The sequence below is a fragment of the Leptolyngbya sp. FACHB-8 genome, from assembly GCF_014695575.1.
Taxonomy (GTDB): domain Bacteria; phylum Cyanobacteriota; class Cyanobacteriia; order Elainellales; family Elainellaceae; genus Vacuolonema.
This window is the reverse complement of record NZ_JACJOO010000052.1, coordinates 83,386-103,582: the sequence shown is the minus strand read 5'-3', so window position 1 is coordinate 103,582 and position 20,197 is coordinate 83,386. Positions and strand designations below refer to the sequence as shown.

The window sequence follows — 20,197 nt, the reverse complement described above, 5'->3', positions numbered from 1 at the left end:
CCGCTCGCTTCTCCCAAACCCTGGGTTTTAGAAGACGAACCAAGATGCGTGTATTACGCCTGCTGCAACTCGATCACATTGCCGTCAGGATCGCAGGTAAAGAGAGCCGCACGACCAGAAGCACTCATTTGAAACTCGTAGCCATAGTCTATTAGCTGGTTCTTAGCGGCATCCAGATCGGCAACTGCAAAGGCAAGATGGGCATTCCGCCCCAATTTTTCAGGGTTCTGAAGATCGTGGCTCAATCCATCGTGCTGAATCAGGTGCACCTGGCAACCACCAATCTCGTACCAGGCACCAGGAAACTTCAGAACGCGATCGACCTTGGGCAGACCCAGCACCGTCCCATAAAAATGCTCGGCTTTTTCTAAATCTGAGATCAGAATTGCGGCATGGAGGTAGCGTGCGATCTGCATGGTAGACCTGGGGTCATGAGGAGGACAAGATCGGCTGCTCAGCAGACAACCTCTTTTGTCCTATCACAAATAACGACTTACTGTGGGGCTGCACAGCCTTCTCGCAGACAAATCACCATCACAGACTTAATCGTGGCCTCTGGGCGATAATCCTGGGTTTCGTGGAAGCTACTCTCCTGCTCAGGGTAAACTCCTGCCTCGCTACCCGTGCCGGTGTAAAAGGCCAGGTTCGGAGAGGGATGGTTCTCAAAGCGCACGTACTCACGAGATTCGTTTTCGGTGTTGTAGGAGAGAGTGGCGTTGCCGTAGGCTCCCTCCGCATCCGCAATGGAGGAGCCAGGGCCAACTCCTTGATCGGTGCGGAAGCTAGAGTTATCCGTCAGAAGCCCCTGAACGGTATCGGTATCCTCAAAGGTATCCCCAGCTAGGTAGAGAATATAGAACTGAGTAGCATTGTCTTGGGAAACGGCGATCGCATCAAAGTCAACCATAAAGGGCGACTTCACCTCAAACGTAGCTCCCGGTAATGCCCGCTTCAAATCCCCCAGGGTCATCCCCAGTCGGGCCGCACCAATGGCTGTAGCGCTAATTTCTCGGGAAGTAGGGCTGGGTGTTGTGGAAGGAGAGGATGAGGGGGTCACGGTGGGTGAAGGGGTGGTCGTTGAAGCAGGAGGTGCTTCAGCAACAGGAGGCGTCGAGGTAGGGCACCCTCCCAGTAGCAGTAAGCTACCCAGGATCAAGCCACGCGAAAAAACAGGATGAAGCATTTGAAACACAGATAGAGGTGGTCTGGTACGGTGCCAATGGAGACAGGTAGAGCCAAGATCAGCCCTCACGAATTCCAAGTGTAATTCTGTCTCCCGAACTCAGACGAGAAATCCACACAAATGTGCCAGCTTGCTAGAACCCAGCGGTTGGATTAAGCCAACGCAAAATGGATGTTTGCAACCCATAAAAATCGCGGTTTACAGACTGGTTCACAAACTGGCCAAGGGCATCAAAGGGGGTAAATGCCGTGCCTGGTTGCCATTTCACATCTTGCCCCAGAGGCGTCAGGTGGTTTCCCGGCAAAATTTCTACAGCAGTCATTTCGGGGTAGCGCACCCGCAGAATATCGTGTAGGGGGCGAGTCTGATCAATGGTGTCGTTGGTAAACTTCAGCAAAAAATTACGCTGCACCTGATAGGAATCCGCAATCATTTGATTGGTCTCGTCGGGGGAGGGAGTGAACTCCACTTCGAGGTTCGGCATCAGGTCGGGGGCTAACTGCATGAACTGCGAGGCAAATTGGGAGAGCTGGGAGGTGAACTGATAGACCTGCTCCCCCATGGGCACGGCTTTACGAAATGAGTAGTTGTTGAATGAGATCAAGATATTTCCGGCTCGCTCTTGGGCAAATTGGCTGCCAATCAGGAGATGCAGCTTGCTCCCCATGCTGTGCCCCAGGCCATACACCGGTAGATAACGCTGACGGAGGTAGCGCGATCGCACCTCATTCAGCCCCCGATGGAAGGAAGCGAGCACTTGGCGGGCGATCGCCGTATGATCTAGCGTATTCACAAACGGGGTCGCGATGATCACGAAGCCCTGCCCCGCCAGGTACTCCAACAATGAGCGATACGACAGTTGGGGCGCTGTTGCGACAAACGCCCCGCCTAGAAAATGAATCACTGCCCGGGGCCGCGACGGCACCAAAACCCAATTCCCTGCAATCTCAGTCCAATCTGTCACTGCCATAAACCCCGTCTTGCCCAGGCAAGAGCTCAACCTCACACACTGTCCTAGAACCTCTTCATCCTAGATCGGGAAAGGTTAAAGTTGGGGAAACTCCCTTCAAACAATTGCTTCACCAGCATCTACCCCACGCAAGAGGCAAAAGACAGGGGAGCGAGGAAGCCGCCAAAATCTAGATCCTCCCTAAAAGACCGGTTGAGAAGTTAATTTTGCGTGCGCTACGCGCACGCAAAATTAACTTCTCAACAACGAGTAACTCGCCAGTTCACTCATCCACCTTTTTCCTGCCCATCCACCTAGCTATCCATTCACCTCCATGTCTCCTTGGCTCAACATCATTCTCGTCCTCAGCATCCTTCTAGGTTTAATGCTGAGCCTACGAGCATGGCAGCGATCGCAGTCCCCGAACCCAGAATTGGTGCGAAAGCTCGTTCACATTCCCATGGGGTTGATGACGCTAGCCTTCCCCTGGCTCTTTAATTCACCCTGGCCTGTCACCGTTCTGGGAGGGTTGGCGATCGCCTTCCTCCTCAGTCTGCGCTTTGTCCCCCTGCTGTCAAAAAACCTGGGAAGCGTTTTGGGAGGAGTCAAGCGGCGTTCTTGGGGAGAAGTTTATTTCACCTTTTCGATTGTGACGCTGTTCTGGTTGGCCGATGGCAGCCGGTTGCTGTTCACCATTCCCATGTTGATTCTGACGCTGGCTGATGCGATCGCAGCCCTGATCGGGGTTCGCTATGGCAAAACGCGCTACACCACAGCGGAGGGATTCAAGAGCGCAGAGGGTTCGCTGGCCTTTTTTATGGCGACCTTCTTTAGCGTGCATATTCCCCTGTTGCTAGTCACCCCTACCGGGCGAGCGGAGACCTTAGTGATCGCCATCATTATGGGATTGCTGGTGATGGTATTGGAGGCGATTTCCTGGCGGGGCATCGATAACCTATTTATCCCTCTGGGAAGCTTTGTTTTGCTGCGATCGCATCTCACCCTCGATTTGCCGGGGTTGTTGGCTCGGCTCGCTGCAACCGTGTTGCTGGTCATCCTGGTGATCCTGTGGCGGCGACGAACCACCCTGAATGACAGTGCCATCCTGGGGGCTGCCTTCATCGGCTACCTGGCCTGGTCTCTGGGTGGATTTCCCTGGTTACTGCCCCCCCTGATGCTATTTCTCACCTACCCCCTCTTTGTCCCGTGGATTGCTTCTCCTGAGAGCCATCAAGCTCGACGCTGGTTCTTGACGGAGTGGGGGCCGCAACCTGGCACGACCCATACGATGAGCATGGTATTGAGTGTGTGTGCCGGAGGTTTACTATGGTTGCTGCTATTTGGGCTGAGCGATCGCTCCAGCCTGCTTTATCCCTATACCCTTTCCTTTGCCGCCAATCTGGCCGTCGTCGGTGTCGCCGGGATCTTTCCACAGAACTATTGGAGCGTGCAAAATCGGCTGGCCATTATCGGCTATAGCATCAAGGCCTGGTTGCTGATTACCCTACCGATGATGCTGTTTTTTGGGTTTTCTCAAGTATCGGTCATGGGTTTTCTGGTGGCGCTCCCAGCTATTTTCTTGACGGCGATCGCCTTCTACTTTTGCCAACCCTGGCTGCGTCAGCAAAGCAGTGATAACCTTTCGAATTGTGGACGTGCCATGATTACGGTTTCTGGCTCCTGTATAGCCTGGCTTCCATTTCTTCTTAATAACCTGAGTGCGGGATAAGCGGAAACACTCTTAACCCAAACGGACTCACACAAGTTTGCTATACCCAGTGCATTTGCGTTGTGTGGTGTGCGTTGCACACCACACAACGCAAATGCAAAAGCCATGCCGAACTCAGGTTAAGCGGGTAGGCTCTATGTTGAAACGTTTTGAGATGCTGACCACTCTTTTATAGCGGCGTTTTCTTTTGTTTATTCCTCACATAAACAACTTGATTTCTTTGCTGAATCTCAAATGAATCAATTGCTTTAAATAAGCTAACTAGCTTTGCATAACCGTAGTTCTTCCATTTCAACATGCCTTTCTTTGCTATATAGCTACCAACTTCTCCTAGGTGCGACCAACCATCATTATCTATCGTATTAGACAATGCATCTCTCAGTGAATTCATTAATTTAGTATCTTGCTTCAGTTCCTGACCTGTTTTCTTCTTACTCTCAGAAACCTTCTTAACATCCTGTTTCGGTTCCTGGTTCGTTTGATGCTTTTCAGAAACCTTTGAGGAATCTTCGAAATTCACTGTTTGATTGACAGCATTTAAACGTAGAAATGTTGAACATGCCTTGATAAAGGATATAGGAGTTTTCTCTTCACCAAACCCATAGACCTTTAAACCGTTATCCAAAATCCGCATGACTAAAGGAGTGAAATCACAATCACTCGATACAATTGCAAAAGCATCTAACTGTTGTGTATAGAGAAGATCCATCGCATCGATGATCATTGCGGCATCAGTCGCATTTTTGCCCTTTGTGTAGTCAAATTGCTGAATCGGACGAATAGCATATTTCTGTAAACACTCTTCCCAAGGTTTTAAGGTAGGGTTCGTCCAGTTGCCATAGGCTCTACGAATATTAGTAACTCCATATTTAGCAAGTTCAGATAGGATCGTCCCAATTTTGGATGCAGGAGCATTATCTGCATCAATGAGCAGTGCAGTTTTTAGCTCTGACTGCGACATACTTAATTAAGAGTAGCGAGTAGTTAATTTCTAAGTTCCGATGAACGCGGCTATAAGTATGCCCAGGAGGAATAGGCAATCTAATACTTCATACAATTGCATGCTCAAAGATTCCGAAAGAAGTTGGGTACGCGCAAAACGCAACCTCTTTTGCAATTTTTAAGTAGCTCAACCCAATTCATCAAATTGACATATCACCTGCATATCTATTGGTTAGCATGGGGAATACTACCCTCAGAGGGTGAATCTGAGATCATGACCCCTATCGGGTCGCTAGCTTATTTGTACCTGCGATCGCACCGCTCACACTAGGAGTTGAACGACCCAGCGGCCATGAGTGACCTCCGCCGTTATTACGAAACTCTGGGCTTGCAGCCTGGGGCCTCCCTGACCGAGATTAAGACCGCCTATCGAGAGCTGGCGAAAATCTGGCACCCCGATCGCTTTGCGGGTGATGCCCAACGCAAGCAACAGGCTGAGGAAAAGATTAAGGCTATCAACGTTGCCTACGACTATTTAAGAGAACACCATCCTGGCGATACGAGTGGCAATGGCAAGGGTAATTCTCATGGAGATGGCAACGCTGAACATACCTCTCAGGCCGCCTCCACGCGTTCTTCCTCGTCGTCGTATGCTGCCAGTCGGCCACCGGCAAAACCTCATGTGGCCAGTCGAGGCGGCGGGGCTGAAGCAGCCTACCAGCGAGGGGCCGAGTGTGCCAACGTGGGCAATTATCCAGAGGCGATCGAGTACTTCAGTATGGCAATTCGGCTCAACCCAGATTATGCCGAAGCCTATCGCCACCGGGGATTTGTCTATTCCGTGATGGGCCTGGAGTTAGGAGCCGAGTCGGATCTGCGACGGGCCAAAGAACTGGATATGATGCAGGCATCCCAGCCTAAACGCCCTGCTCCGTCTTCCGATCCCTTTGTCACACCGACAACGCCACAGCCTGCGGCGACAAACACAGCACCGCCTCAGAATCTCGAACGGTGGGACTGCATTCAAACCCTGACGGAAACTGCAGCAGGTCTAACCTGTATCGTCCCCAGCCCCGATGGTCGAGTGCTGGCGGTCGGTGGACAAGACCAACTGATTTGGCTCTGGAATCTTAAGCAGAAGAATGTATTTGGTACCTTTGCGGGACACTCCGGCACTCCTTTGGCCCTGGCATACAGCTCCGATGGGCAACTGCTAGCCAGCGGTGGCGAAGACTGCATGGTAAAGCTCTGGCACCCGAAAACGGGAAATCTCATTCGTACGCTGGTCGGCCACGGGGGCTGGGTTACAGCCGTCGCCTTCACCCGCGATCGCCACACCCTCATCAGCGCCAGCCAGGACGGCACTCTACAGCTTTGGAACTTGAGCCAGGGCGAACGTCGCCAGACCCTACGCGATCATCGGGCTTGTATCTGGGCCATGCAACTCAGTTCGGATAGCGCCCTGCTTTATTCCGCTGGGGAAGACGCCACCGTCATGGTCCATCATGGCAAAACGGGAGAACTGCTACGGAGCTTTGGCCAACAGGAGGCGACCATTCGGGCGATCGCCCTCAGCCCTGATGGGCGCACCCTGGCTACAGGCAATACCGATGGGCTGGTTCACCTATGGAAGGTTGCCGATGGTCATCTGACTCAAACCTTTGAGAGCAATGGCCCCGTCCATCATCTCCAGTTCAGCCCTAGTGGTCGCACTATTGCCAGCATCGGCCCCAATCCTGAAATTCTGTTGTGGGATGTGCCTGGAAAGCGGCTGCGTACTCGCTTGAAAGAGCATGAGAAAGTGGTAACGGCGATCGCCTGGGCATCTGATGGCTACACGCTAATCAGTGGCAGCCTCGATAGCACATTAAAATTCTGGCAACCCATTAATTCCTGACGTCTCTGTTACTCAACCCCTTATCGCAATGATTGATTCCGATAACTCCTCAGCCAAGAAGTGGACGTGGAATATTCCATCCCTTTTACAACAAGCCCCTGTAAAACACGGACTACTCTCCGCTGGGATGTTACTCGCGGCACTTATTGCAGGTAATGTGCTCAACGTACAGGCGGAACGGGTGGCCCAGCGTTGGACTCAGGGCTTGAAGTATGCAGATGCATCGTCTTTCACCCCCAATTCTGCATCAAGCACAGACAATGACAAGCCCTCATCCACGACCAACGACAAAGCGAACTTAAACCTTTACTTAAATTCTTTTAAGAACAGCACCCCGGCTGAGCGCGATCGCATTCAAGTGCAACTGGCACAAATTGAACGTCGGGCCAGGGCTTATGCTCGTATTAGCATCTTTTTCTATACCCGATTGTTTGCAGCGATCGCCCTCGCTTCTGCCACCGGAATTGTTACGGCTGTCAGTCTCTTCTACATCAGCAAGGTTGGTTGGGATAAAGCGAATAATTACGTCATTAATATTTTTGTCATTAGCTCGTCAATCACAATTTTTGTGGGCGCGTTTCCCATCATTTTCCAACAGGAAAATAACGTCACAAATAATGCGCGTCTTTATATGAGCTACCTGGATTTAGAAAATCAAATCCTCACCGCTCTCGCCACTCAAAAGAACGACCAGGGACAACTCATCGATCTACGAACCATTATGGTCAGCACAGATCAGAAGATGGCAGAACTCAACGTCGAATCCATCGGCTTTGATCCCGATGCCATTCCTCGCAGTGCTGATATTTTTCAACAACTAGAGTCCGGCCAATGACCGTTTTAGAGCAGTCGTTTCTGCCGCCCCAAAGCTTTAAACCTGGGCAAAGCTCATGCGACTGAGAAAGGCCCGAAGGCGATCGCTCTTCGGGTTCTTCAACACTTCACGGGGAGGGCCTTCTTCTTCGACCTGGCCTTCATTAAGGAAGAACACCCGACGAGCAACCTCCTGGGCAAATTGCATTTCGTGGGTGACGACCACCATCGTCATGCCTTCATCGGCTAGCTGCTTCATCACCATCAGCACCTCACCCACCAACTCAGGATCAAGGGCACTGGTCGGCTCATCGAATAGCATGATGCGGGGTTTCATACAGAGGGAACGGGCGATCGCCACCCGTTGCTTTTGCCCACCAGAAAGCTGATCGGGATATGAATCTGCTTTTTCCGCCAAGCCCACCTTATCGAGATAGAACCGCGCTAAGCGAACACTTTCTACTTTGCTTTCGCCTAAAACCTTTTGGGGGGCCAGGGTGAGGTTTTCTAAAACAGACAGATGAGGAAACAAGTTGAACTGTTGAAATACCATCCCAACCTTTGCCCGTAGCTCCCGCAACTCACTGGGCCCCATCCGCGAATTAGACAGGTCAATGCCATTCACTATCAGGCTACCGCCATTAATGCGCTCCAGCCGGTTAAAGCAGCGTAGCAGCGTACTTTTGCCGCAGCCTGAGGAGCCAATAATAGCGACTACTTCGCCTTGTTGAATCTGCCCACTGACCCCTTTCAGAACCCGCAGATGACCAAAGCTTTTTTCTAGGTTGTCAAAGTTAATCGCAGGCGAGGCATCCATCATAACGGTTATGGACAGACAGGTTGATCGCAATATACACCCTCTGCCCTATAAATCAATGAGCCTGTAATGCTATTTTGCGCTGGCCTATAGTCAGGGGCAATCGATTCTAAAAAGATCCTTAGAATGGCTGGGTTGTTACGAATCTTGAATAGAAAACTCGCTAAAATGATGGGCCTTTGGTCAGACGTAGCCTCAAGCTCTTTTTAGCTATGGTTTTGATAGCACGTCACCGTACCAAATCTTCCCCTTTTATAATCCGTTCAGAGGAAATTCGCAACCCAGTATTTATGCTAAATCTCTTAAAACGATCGACGTTGTTACGCCGCCTCATTCCTGGGCTATTGAGCTTTGCCCTGGTTGTTACGATGGCTGCATGCAATAACAACCAGGAGGCAGCCGAGGGCGGCGCATCCTCCTCCGGTGGCGACGCTGCTGTCTTGAAAGTGGCGACCGAGCCTGCCTTCGCACCGTTTGAAGCGCAAGCATCAGATGGCACTCTAGAAGGCTTTGACATCGATTTGATGAGAGCCATTGGAGAAGCAGCCGGATTTACCGTCGAGTTTTCAAGCCTGCCTTTTGATGGCATTATTCCTGCTCTGCAGGGGGGAACAGTGGATGCCGCCATTAGCAGCATGACCATTACACCCGAACGGGCAAAAACGGTCGATTTTTCACGGCCTTACTTTAAAGCTGGATTGGCGATCGCCGTTCAAGCCAACAATAACGATGTTACCTCTCTTGAAAGCCTGGAAGGAAAGCGCATTGCCGTTCAGATTGGCACGACGGGAGCTAACACAGCTAACCAAATTCCGGGTTCTCAGGTGCGCACCTTTGATTCGGCTCCTCTCGCGTTGCAAGAACTCGCTAACGGGAATGTGGATGCAGTCATTAACGATGCTCCTGTAACGCTCTATGCCATTAAGAGCGGTAATCTGAACTCATTGAAGGTCGTAGGCCAACTGCTGACAGAGGAGTATTACGGCATTCCTATGCCTAAAAACTCCCCTAACCTGGAACGGATCAATCAGGGCTTGAATACCGTTCTGACCAATGGCAAGTACGCCGAAATCTACAAGAAATGGTTTGGGACTGAACCGCCTGAACTACCAGAAACCGCCCCGGCGTTGCAAGGGTAATACGTGTGCTGGTTCATTCAAGTGCAACGTTAGCGGCCATTAACCCAGTTTTGCCTAGTTTATAGCCACAGTGAGCACAGAGCGGTGTGAGGGACTAAAGTGCCTCACACCGTCTTGCTTCATTGCCTGTTATATCTTGTTCAACATGCTCATCATTTTGCTGAAGACCTTGATTTTGCGAGCGTGTCGCGCCTGTACAATCAGAGGCTTGAGAAAAATGGCGAAGGTATTGCTTATTGAATTGGTATTAGAAACTTGTTTGAAACAAACTAACAACAGCTTTGAAACAGCATTCACACAGCGCTATATTGAGAGCAATTTTGATAGGCGTGTCAGGTATCATCCACCACTTCATGTTTATCAAAATGCAATCAGCCCTCGTCCATTGAGCCAAATGCTGTCCTAGGCCCACAGTTTGTGTCCTGGCGATCGCACCTCTGCTCATTATCACCTTTGCATTGGCTGAGCCAACCTGTGAGGTAACTGTGCAAGACTTTTTTCAGACCATTGTTAGGGCACTGCCAAACCTGTTATTGGGGGCTGGAGTCACCCTGGTTTTAACCGCAGTAGCGATCGTTCTGGGCATGACCCTGGGAACGTTCATCGGCATTGCCCGCCTCTCTCCCATTCCAGCCATACGCTGGATTACTCGTGCCTACGTCGATTTCTTTCGAGGAACCCCACTCCTCGTCCAGATTTTCTGGATTTACTTTGGCTTCCCAGCCCTGTCAAATTCCCTGGGGATTAAGTTCACGATGAATCAGTGGACTGCGGCAATTCTGGCATTAACCCTGAACAGTGCCGCTTACCTGGCAGAAATCATTCGTGCCGGAATTCAATCCATTGAGATCGGTCAACGGGAAGCTTCAGAATCCCTGGGTTTGGGAGCAAACCAAACGATGCGCTATGTCATTTTTCCCCAGGCATTTCGGCGCATGATCCCACCCATCGGTAATGAGTTCATTACGCTACTTAAAGACACCAGCCTGGTTGCGGTTATCGGTCTAGAAGAAACGTTTCGTCGGGGACAGTTGATTGTGGCCCAAACCTATCAGGCGTTCGAAGTTTACACAGCCGTCGCCTTGATCTATCTATTGCTAACATCTCTGTCCTCCCAATTCTTCACATTTTTAGAAAAGCGAATGGATCCCGTAGAACGGGCACGCCGCAAAGCCGTGAGTCCTCCCCTCAGAGCGCAAGCCGAGTAATCATGCGTGCTATGGATGAATGGGGTGTGGAGTAAAGGGCATACCTTACTCCACACTCCATTTAAACGTCTGGGGTGCGCTTTAAAGCTCGCTGAAAGGTTGTTTTTTGCGCGTCGTGCACGGAAAAACAACTTATGGAAAAGGCCCTACTTTTACACCCTATCCAAAACGACCTGGTTGGGAATAATGACCGTGAATGTTGTTTCGCCCCAATCAGACTTCGCATCAATACGACCACCCATATGCTCGACAAGCCGTTGAACCAGTGCTAAGCCTAAACCTGTCCCCCCCTGCTTCCAGGGATCCGCGTTCGGAATTCGGTAGAACTTATCAAAGATACGTGGCAACTCATGGGCCGGAATTTCAACCCCCGAATTGCTCAGAGAAAACTGCATTTGCCCTGTATAGGATTGCACCTGAAGCGTCATTGTCTCGCCAGGAGGCGTGTATTTACAGGCATTATTGAGCAGCTCGCTGATGACCCGCTCCAAACTGGCAATATCAGCCACCAATGGGGGTAAGTCTTGTGTAGGCAAATGCAGGTTCAGGGTTTGCTGCCGAACCTGAGCGCGAGCTTGAAACGGTTTAATCAGTTGGTTTAGCCAAACTTCGGGGTGTACAGTCTGCAAATTGAGTACCCTTTCCCCTGAGACCAGGCGTTGTAAGTCGAGCAAGTCGTTGATTAAGTCAATTTCTCGCTGACACTCCCCTTGCAAAATTTGGAGATACCGCTCCACCTTCTGCCGATTCCCATTCAGCGGCTCCCCCTGGGTTAACGCAATGTCTAACATACGAATCGACAACTTCATGTTCGAAACGGGGGTGCGGAGCTCATGGGAAACAGTGCTCAAGAAGTCATCCTTGAGCCAGTTCACCTTTTCTAAAGCTTTGACCTGGGCCTGGGCTGCATCGTAAAGCCGAGCCTGGCGGAGAGCGATCGCACACTGCGTCGCCACCTGCTCCACCAAACGAATCTCCAACGTATTGAAACCGTCATCTGAGGAACGAAATAGCCACAGATCCCCCAAAACACCCCGATCATCAAAAATAGGATAGGCCAGCACTGTAGCAGAACCCCGTTGGGCACCCGAGTTAATCAAACAAACCTGTAGGGGCTGACCTGATAGCAACTGCTGGTATCCTTCCGGAAAATCTGCCATTCGCACCGTCTGATGCAAGATGGAGGGTAATGAGGTTGTGTGCTCAGCACAAATAGTAGAGGTATTTTCATTCAGGTCGTATAAACCTGTATTACAGGTAGCGACCTTTAGTCCATCGGCCAGCTCTTTGACGACTCCTGCCAAGATATGCTGCTCATCCAGGCTGTCACGGACGCGATCGGTAATACGTTTTAGTAGGGCTTCAAATGCAAGGGATTGCTGTAAGGCTTCCTGAGCTTTCTGACGAGCAACGATTTCATCCTGTAAAACACGATTGGACTCAGCTAGTTCAGCAGTGCGTTCGTTAACACGATTTTCAAGCTCATCATGAGCATTTTTGAGCTTTTGCTCTGATTTTCGCAGCTCCGCAGCAGACTGCTCAGCTTCCATTTGAGCTTCCATTTGAGCCTGCGTCACACCAAACAAAATTAGACTAATGATGGTACCGCCGATAGCAACGTAGGGAAGCAAGCTAATGCTGGATGTTGCATCAAAGGTGGGACGAGAGCTATAGGTAATTGTCCATGGGCGACCGGCAATATCAATCGTACTAGTGGCAACAAATCGAGGCCGATAGTTGGATTTATCAGGGGGATGATGGGATTGAGATTGATGCAACAACGCCTCGGGGTTGGGCTCAGTGCCATCGTAAATCTGAAGATCAATTAAGGAATCAGGCTCTGACCCAAAAATTCCTTTCATCAGGTCATCGGCCCGAAACGCGCTATAAACGAACCCTTTCAACTCATAGCGCCGCTCAGCAACAGTGTCAGGGATGGCTCCTCCCTGATAAACCGGCACATAAATTAGGAAACCGGCCTGCTTCTGTTCATCAATTTCCTGAACCAGGGTTACCCTACCGGAGGCTGTTGCAAGCCCCCTATCGCGTGCCTGTTCCATAGCCATGCGCCGTGTTGGCTCGGTAAACATATCGTAGCCAAGGGCTGCCTGATTACGGCGATCAAGAGGTTCAATGTAGATAATCGGAAAGTACTCCGAGCGTTCAAAATTGGGACGAAGGGCAAAGGGTTGCATCCCCTCAATTTGCAGGGATGCAGTAATCTGGCCACGCTCTGCTGAAGAATAGCGTTGGGTATAACCAATTCCCTGAACCCCTGAGTAATGCTTAGTTAATAGAAGCCGATCAACATAGTTTTGAAATTGCTGACGATTAACGCTGTCATTTGCAGAGAATAAACCTGCTCCTCCCCGAAGCATTACGACATAAGTTTCCAAACGACTTTCAATACTATTCTCTGCCCGCTGCATTAAATATTGAAATCGAATTTGGTCTTTATCTTTTGCAGACTCTTCCACGTAGATTGTTGCCAAAGCTGTTAGTGCCAGTGTTCCAGAAAGAACAAAATAGGGAATCCACCGACGATATGGCTGAACAATTTGGAGTAGCCAATTCTTTCTCATAAAGAGTTTTCAATAACCCTTAGAACAAGGGAAAAAACTGAGGTTTATGCCTCGGGCCTCAAGCTCCTATTATGGTTTAACAGGCTGAATAGTAGATGTATAAAAAGATGGAACTCTGGCTCCATAACTCAATAGGCGCAGGTATCTTCGTTTGCATTGGAAGAAGAATGTGCAGCACAAGCTGCACGGAGAGAGTCAACCTGTTAAGTGTTATAAGGTGCATCCCACCTCATATCACTTAACAGGTAAACTCAGTCTCTGAGTCCCAAGTCTCAGCTTTTTCTGGCGGAGAAAAAATAATTATATTTTCTCAAGTTCTTGATTTTGTGTACGCGACACACGCAAAATCAAGAACTTGGAGAAAAATAGCAAGCCCGTTGGTACAGCGCTTTGCGCTTGAATCAGCCACGGTTATTTTTGTGAGAGCCGCGCGGAGTGCGGCTCTCACAAAAATAACCAGATTTTAAGCGCTTGAAAAGCACTGTAATTTAACAATAGAACTTTTAATAGGGTTTCTCGTATTCGTAATTCCTACCAAAAACAGTTAAATAACCTCAGTTCGGGATAAGCTGCAGTGCTCATTTTGGCGTGCGCAAAGCGCACGCCAAAATGAGCGTTTTCGAGTGCCGCGCAACGCGCGGCACTCGAAAACGCCCTTAACCCGAACTCAGGTTAAATAGATACACACAAATCTTACCGTGCAGGGCTCGAAACCACCTTTAGCCCCAACTCAGGTTATTCAATAAAAAAGAATTCTGATTTTGCTATCGCTTCACGGCAGTCAAATCAGAATTCTGTGTTTTAAAGCAAGGAATGAGCACGATGAGAGCTACCCTCTCTAGTTGTTGCCAAACAGCTTGTACTAGAGAGAGAGGTATGGCAAACGCACCCCTCTCTCTAAAACCTAGCGGAAGCGATCGGGATTCAAGCGCTGGCCCCCTGAACCGGCAGGCCCATTCAAATATTCACCTGTGCCACCGTCCGCTGGTGAAAGAAAAGGACGCAGGTTAATTCCATCAGAGCTGCTAGAGCCCCGGCGAGGCGTACCCGGGAAGCCAAGCACTTCGCCGATTTGGCCTAGAATGTCATCGGCATCGTCATTGAAGGTGGTGACAGCATCCGTCCGTTGACCACTATCAGCAACAACCAGGTTTTCAAAGACGCGATCGCGCGTCGCCAACGGATCTTGCCCTGGCGGCACCGTCAACACAATGCGGCAACCAGAAGCCCGCTCAGTGGTCACACAAATAGTGTTGTACCCGTTTTCCGTACCCGTTTGCAATTCCAGCAATCCATCAGGACGGTAGGATTCCAGACGGCGACTAATTTCAGCACAGCGCAGTTCAGGGGTCCAGCCACCGCCCAATTGGGTCGGCTCCGCCCAGGGATATTGAGCGTCTGACTCGTTCTCTGGAGTGTAGACCACGACATATTGCCCATTTACCACCTGACAGCTAAACCGCACGTCGTTAAGGCTTGGCTGACTGCTCTGTTTTGTTGCAGTCCCATCCACAGAAGCCGCCAGAACGGCAACTCCCATACCAACCCAGGCTGCGACCGTTCCCGCTGTAACCACCCATGCTTTCCAACCCATGACTGCCCTTCTCCCATCAAAATTGCCGGAATCTAAGCGCTGCCCAGATCGGGAGTGCTTTTGTATTGATTTGACGCTATCAGAGCCTTAAAGTTCCCAAATATAGGATAAAACCCGTACCCAGAGGGTTTACACGACGCAATTCTTCTCACTGCAAAGTTGACGGCACAATCTAACGGCTAAACGTGGGGGTGTCGCCTGGCATACGCCGATGGGTACTTTAGAACTAAGGCAAGTTTTAAAGCTCACGTTCTGCCGAGGCAGAATCAAGCTTTGAAGCAAACCTTGATTGGCCATATAGTTCTGGCGACAGGTTTTGACCCTTTGTAGAACTTATGGGCCTGGTTTGTGAGGTTTGTCCATGTTTGGCATAGCCATCAGGAAAACACCTCACCCATCAGGTAGAGTTATAGGGCGCACGGGAAATTGAGGTAAAGTTTTATAACGATTTTTCTGTGACGCTTGATACAATGGATGGTTGAGAGAGATAACGCGATTTCCCCATGGCATTGGGGTCATGGTCGGAGGTTGTTTGACACTCACTGCCGGATTGGGAACCTGCAGTTTGGGTTTTCTCCTTCAAAGAAACGTCTGCCCTCGGAGGTGTAGCTCACGTTTGAATGCTGCACTCTTGAGAAAGCAGAGTTTAGCAACGTTGGTTCTAGAGTTTGGCAACTGGCTATTTTTAGCCAGTTTTTTTATTTGTACCTACTCTGCCATGGACTATTCGGTATTATTTAGCACATGCTTGCGGCAGAACTTTTTTGCATGATAGCGCGGTATAGCTAAATTCGCCTACGTAAGGGCCTGTGTTCTTATCCCATAACATCCCTTAACTTTGCGTGCGCGAAATATATGCAAAATCAAGGCCTCGAAAAAGATATTCAGACTAATTTTGTATTCAGTTTGCTAAAACCGGTAGTGTTCTAGGCGTGTGAATGCGATGTAGTGAAAGGGGCACTTTGTGCCCCCTTTCACCACATCGCATTCGCATCTTTGAAACATGACCAAATTTTGTCTTACCGGAAATAGCTGCAGTTACAGAGTCGGAATATAACCCTAAAAATTCATGCCAATTACCCGGCATTTGGTCAGGGTTAGGGAATATTGAAATAGTAATGCTGATCAGAGCTTTTCCGTTCTAGGGTAAGCAGAACAACCCGGCAGTCCATGACAAAAATTCTATTGATCGAAGATGATCCCGTTGTGCAGGCGCTGATCATCAAGTTACTTCAGTCAGAAGGTTTTGAGGCGATCGCCGCCATCAATGGTGAAGAAGGGCTTGAGGTCGCATACCAGGTTCTTCCGGATCTAATTTTGTGTGACGTCATGATGCCTATCTGCGATGGCTACGAAGTGTTGCGGCGGCTGAATGAAAATCCCATAACAGCTTGCATTCCATTCATTTTTCTGACAGCCAAAGCTGAGCAGGCCGAACGACGCCAGGGGATGAACCTGGGAGCGGATGATTACCTCAGCAAGCCTTTTCGTCGAGAGGAATTACTGCGGGCCATTACAGCACGTTTAACAAAGCGGCAGGCAGTCGTAGAGCCTTACCAGGCCGAAATGCAACGGGCTGTCACCACCCTGGAGCACATGATGTACCACGATACGGTAACGCAACTGCCGAATCGTCCGTGGTTTGTGCGTCAGGTTGGTGACACCCTCCAGTCAGAGCTGTCAGCCCTTCCCCTGGCGGTGCTGGTCATCCAACTTCTTTGGGGAAACACCCCTGATCAAGACCCCGTTCCTCTGGGCGGGCTGTTGCAGCAGGTTACCAGCCGCCTGCAACAGAGTTTGGGAGATGAATACCCCATAGCTTATTTGGGACACCAGTGCTTTGGGGTATTGTTGCGATCGCTCTCTCACGAACAGGAGGCCGATCAGACTGCTCGGGCACTGCTACGAATCCTGAGTGCCTCCTATCAGACATCAGGGCCGTCTGTTGAACCAAAAGTGCATGTGGGTTTGGCCTATGGCCAGGCAGACACGACTGGGCCTGAGCACTTGCTCCTTCAGGCAGAAATGGCCCTGAAGCGAATTCAGCGCAAGTCTGGCCATCATGTAGCCCCTTATGACCCAGCCCAGGATATTGTGTGGACTGACCCGGCGGCGATCGCCAGCCAACTCACCCGCGCCTGCGCCAGCCAGGAATTTGCCCTCTACTATCAGCCCCAAATCAACCTCATCACACAAAAAATTGTTGGTGCCGAAGCTTTATTGCGGTGGAAGCACCCAACTCTGGGCCTATTACGCCCCACCAGTTTCCTGTCCATTGCGGAGGAAAGCAATCTGCTTCCCTTTATGGGGGCATGGGCGATGCGTCATGCCTGTCGACAGGCGAAGCAATGGCAGGACAAATATCGTCTTTCCTTACGGGTGGGGATCAATCTTTCCCTCGCAGAACTCCAACAAGAAAACTTTTTCGAGCAAACCGCCCAGATTCTTCGGGAAGTCGACCTCAACCCCGACCTGCTGGTACTGGAGGTCAGCGAAAATCATCTCATGATGCCCAACGAGATGATGCAGGAAACGCTGCGACGCCTTCGATATGTTGGTATTCATATTTATATGGATGACGTAGGGACGGGATTTTCCTCCTTCGGCTTCCTGAAAAGATTGCCTCTGACCGCTCTCAAGATTGATAGCAGTCTGGTAGCCATGATTACTCGCGATGACGGCAGCGAAACCTTGACCAACGCGGTCATTGCGATCGCCCAAAACCTATCCTTAAAGGCGATCGCTGAAGGGGTCGAAACCAAAGCCCAGGCCGATTTCCTTCGACAAAATGGTTGCCATGCTGCCCAGGGCGAATTTCACAGCCCGCCCCTGAACGCAGAGGAGTTTGAGGCGTTGTTAATTCAGGATCGGTTGTGAACTCCTGGTTCAAAAAAGATGGGGTACGACGTTGAACGTCGTACCCCATCTTTTTTATAAGAGCTATTCTGGCTCTCGCCACAAAACTGTGCGCTCGCTTAAGGGTTGCACCGTCGCACCTGGGAAGTAAAACTCCAAAATGCGGGATGCCGGCCAGTTGAGTCGGCCCAAGTTCATCGCACCATACTGGCTGAGCCCAACTGCATGGCCCCAACCGCCGCCAACAAAGGTGTACCCCTTAAGGATACGGGTCGGAGTAGGACTGGGCGATGCGGCCGGCGCTGGCAACGCAGGTACTTCTCCCTGAGCAACTTCGGAACTCGCATTGGCTACCGGGGGGCTGGGAGCCACCGAAACAGGGCTGGGAGCAGGGCTAGGGGAGGATGGCAGCACTTCATAAACGGGATCCAGGTAAAACAGAGTGCTACGAGGGGCCGAAAGTGCTCGCAAAACCTCATCTTTTTCCAGGATCACAGAACCTCGATCGGTTACCACCTCTATTTGCTGTACCCGTCCCCCCGAGGAGCGCTCCGCTACCCGGAGTTGCTCTACGCGGCTCAGATTAGCCAGAGGGTGTTGTTTGGTGGACAGGTATTCTTTGATATCCGCTGTGATCTGGGCGACATCACTGGCTTCTCGCCAACGGAACAGGTCACGCCCGGTCTCGTTGAACCCCTCTTGAAGATTGAGGAAGGCGCGCAGGTTAGCTTCATCAGAAAGAGGTCGGGTTTGCAAATCCCAAACATTCTGCACCGCATCAATGCGGGGACGCAGATAAGGGCGATCGGGGCCGTTCCACACGTTGGAGAAAGCGGCCGTAACCCCACCCGATGTTGAAGAATAGAGGGCATCCACCAGTTCATTCTGATAGGTCAGCACTTGCCCTTGGGTGGCGGCGATCGCCCGATCGGTCGAGGTCGCAGCCCCGCTCAAGCCACGATACACCTGGCATTGGGTATCGGCACAAAGCTGGTAGTTATCAATCGTAAAGCGGCGCAGGTTTCGTAGCGCATAGGTACGCGCCAGAATGGCCTGGGCCTCAATAGCAGAATTGGGAGCCCCAGAGCCAATCTCAAAGGGAACAACCCCGCGCAGGTAGGTTTCGATATCGACCGTGTTGACCAGAGTGTAGGTGCCGTAGGCATTGGGCTGTAACCGCAGGCTCCCAGCAAACAGTTGCCGACCCTCCGAGCTGTTGATTTCGTTGACGTAGACGCGGTTGTTGCTGGGGGCGATCGCCACCTGATCCGCTACGACTCTCGTTCCATTCACCACAAACCCGGCCAGGGGAACTTCACGACGGATCTGACTGTCGAGAAATACAGTGCGTCCACCCTGAGCCTGCACATTTTGCAGCAGCAACCGTCGCAGTAGCGGCGTAGAATAAGTTTCCCGTTTAGCCCATACCTGCCACTGCCGGGGTTGGGCGATTTCCACGTCTAGCCCCTGAGCTTTCCAATAGTTGGCACTGTCTTCAGCGCTTTCAAAGCTGCGATGGGTACTCAGTACGACTCGTTCCACCTGCTCGGGTTGGGCCAGGGGTTGGGGCACCACCTCGATCTGCACGGGTTCTGTCGTCGCAACCGTCTGGTTACCACCGTTGCCCTCAAATTGAAGGGTGAGCTGGCCCCCGGCGGGTTCCAGGGTGATGCGATCGCTTCGTTCTTTCCCAAACCGCTGCACAATGCCCACCTGAATAGACGGATTATAGGCCGTTTGGGCCTGGGCACTGGAAGGGAAAAGGCCCGTCAGGGCGATCGCGATCAATCCCAGACCCGACCAGGGCCATGGCGGCAAGAATCGGGACTGAGTGAGTACGTTGGAAGGCAAATTTGCTATTTTTTTATTTTCTAAAGGTGTATTCGTTGGGGATACACGAGTCTGTTTTCTATCGCCGTTTCCAGGGGAGTGCATGGATTTTTGGCCTCAATTGACTCGAACGTTAATAAGATTCCACAGTCATGAAACCCAGGGGAATGACGTCAGGAGTTTGAGGATTGCTCCCGATGCCGTCATCATTTTAATCGCACGATGTTACAGGGTGGACAAGGATATTGCTAGCCAATTTTTCCTAAAATCGCACAACTTATCACTAGATGGCGGAAGCTGTTGTGCTGAGTGGGCTGGACGTGGTGCCATAGGGGGTCAGTAGAGCCGTCAACAATGTTAGATCCACCGGGCTATGCTGGATGGAGGTAGGGGCGGAAGGATCATCATGAGATTCTTCCACACCTACCCATCCAGAAGCGGGAAATGGTCCCTAAGATCCTTAAAATACTAAAACCCAAACCGTTGTCCGGAAGGATCTACCACGCTAATGGGAAAAATAACCGCCTTTTAGGAATCTCAATTAATATTGAGGCAATAGGAACAAGTTACCCCAATCGGTTACAAAAACAGCATTACAGCGTCTATTTCATCATCTCTTAAGAACAATCCTTTGGGTATTGTTTAACACCAGCAAGGT

Annotated in this window: 13 protein-coding genes and 2 pseudogenes; 6 read left to right on the top strand and 9 right to left on the bottom strand. The window is 50.7% G+C overall.

All coding sequences use genetic code 11. From position 1 onward, the window contains the following. Positions 1-53: 53 nt before the first annotated feature. From H6F91_RS12460 to H6F91_RS12450, 3 genes are all read right to left on the bottom strand, one after another. On the bottom strand, positions 54-416 hold the full coding sequence (locus H6F91_RS12460) for a VOC family protein (protein ID WP_190773475.1): 363 nt from the start codon (positions 414-416) through the stop codon (positions 54-56). A gap of 77 nt (positions 417-493) precedes the next feature. After that, a complete protein-coding gene (locus H6F91_RS12455; RefSeq protein ID WP_199307784.1) occupies positions 494-1,183 on the bottom strand; it encodes a hypothetical protein in 690 nt (229 codons plus the stop codon). A gap of 133 nt (positions 1,184-1,316) precedes the next feature. Next, entirely contained in the window at positions 1,317-2,153 is an 837-nt protein-coding gene (locus tag H6F91_RS12450) for a DUF1350 family protein (protein ID WP_190773476.1), read from the bottom strand. A gap of 313 nt (positions 2,154-2,466) precedes the next feature. Between H6F91_RS12450 and H6F91_RS12445 the strand changes: the two genes are divergently transcribed. Next, positions 2,467-3,861: a hypothetical protein gene (locus H6F91_RS12445; RefSeq protein ID WP_190773477.1), complete on the top strand. Its 1,395-nt coding sequence runs from the start codon at positions 2,467-2,469 to the stop codon at positions 3,859-3,861. Positions 3,862-4,030: 169 nt separating this feature from the next. Here the strand turns inward: H6F91_RS12445 and H6F91_RS12440 are convergent, their stop codons facing one another. After that, complete coding sequence (locus H6F91_RS12440; RefSeq protein WP_190773478.1) at positions 4,031-4,822, bottom strand: NYN domain-containing protein; 792 nt, start codon at positions 4,820-4,822, stop codon at positions 4,031-4,033. Positions 4,823-5,155: 333 nt separating this feature from the next. Here H6F91_RS12440 and H6F91_RS12435 point away from each other — a divergent pair, with 333 nt between their 5' ends. Both H6F91_RS12435 and H6F91_RS12430 read left to right on the top strand, forming a co-directional pair. Further along, positions 5,156-6,700, top strand: a complete 1,545-nt coding sequence (locus H6F91_RS12435; RefSeq protein WP_190773479.1) for a DnaJ domain-containing protein — start codon at positions 5,156-5,158, stop codon at positions 6,698-6,700. Between the two features lie 28 nt (positions 6,701-6,728). Further along, entirely contained in the window at positions 6,729-7,535 is an 807-nt protein-coding gene (locus H6F91_RS12430; RefSeq protein WP_190773480.1) for a hypothetical protein, read from the top strand. 36 nt (positions 7,536-7,571) lie between these two features. Here H6F91_RS12430 and H6F91_RS12425 read toward each other — a convergent pair whose 3' ends face one another. Continuing rightward, positions 7,572-8,333 carry an amino acid ABC transporter ATP-binding protein gene (locus H6F91_RS12425; RefSeq protein WP_277874383.1) on the bottom strand — a complete coding sequence of 254 codons (762 nt, stop codon included), beginning with the start codon at positions 8,331-8,333 and terminating at the stop codon, positions 7,572-7,574. A gap of 287 nt (positions 8,334-8,620) precedes the next feature. Here H6F91_RS12425 and H6F91_RS12420 point away from each other — a divergent pair. Beyond that, positions 8,621-9,445 (top strand): annotated as a pseudogene (locus H6F91_RS12420) (basic amino acid ABC transporter substrate-binding protein); the annotation flags it as partial. 530 nt (positions 9,446-9,975) lie between these two features. Next, positions 9,976-10,677, top strand: a pseudogene (locus H6F91_RS12415) (amino acid ABC transporter permease); the annotation flags it as partial. Positions 10,678-10,829: 152 nt separating this feature from the next. On the opposite strand, the gene H6F91_RS12410 reads toward H6F91_RS12415, so the two are convergent. Continuing rightward, complete coding sequence (locus H6F91_RS12410) at positions 10,830-13,259, bottom strand: CHASE domain-containing protein (RefSeq protein ID WP_199307783.1); 2,430 nt, start codon at positions 13,257-13,259, stop codon at positions 10,830-10,832. A 904-nt stretch (positions 13,260-14,163) separates the two neighbouring features. Further along, on the bottom strand, positions 14,164-14,853 hold the full coding sequence (locus tag H6F91_RS12405) for a COP23 domain-containing protein (RefSeq protein WP_190773482.1): 690 nt from the start codon (positions 14,851-14,853) through the stop codon (positions 14,164-14,166). 1,170 nt (positions 14,854-16,023) lie between these two features. On the opposite strand from H6F91_RS12405, the gene H6F91_RS12400 reads away from it, so the two are divergent. Next, positions 16,024-17,730: an EAL domain-containing protein gene (locus tag H6F91_RS12400; RefSeq protein ID WP_190773483.1), complete on the top strand. Its 1,707-nt coding sequence runs from the start codon at positions 16,024-16,026 to the stop codon at positions 17,728-17,730. 63 nt (positions 17,731-17,793) lie between these two features. Here the strand turns inward: H6F91_RS12400 and H6F91_RS12395 are convergent, their stop codons facing one another. After that, positions 17,794-19,560, bottom strand: a complete 1,767-nt coding sequence (locus H6F91_RS12395) for a SpoIID/LytB domain-containing protein (protein ID WP_190773484.1) — start codon at positions 19,558-19,560, stop codon at positions 17,794-17,796. A gap of 262 nt (positions 19,561-19,822) precedes the next feature. Then, positions 19,823-19,960, bottom strand: a complete 138-nt coding sequence (locus tag H6F91_RS12390; RefSeq protein WP_190773485.1) for a hypothetical protein — start codon at positions 19,958-19,960, stop codon at positions 19,823-19,825. Between the last annotated feature and the right edge of the window lie 237 nt (positions 19,961-20,197).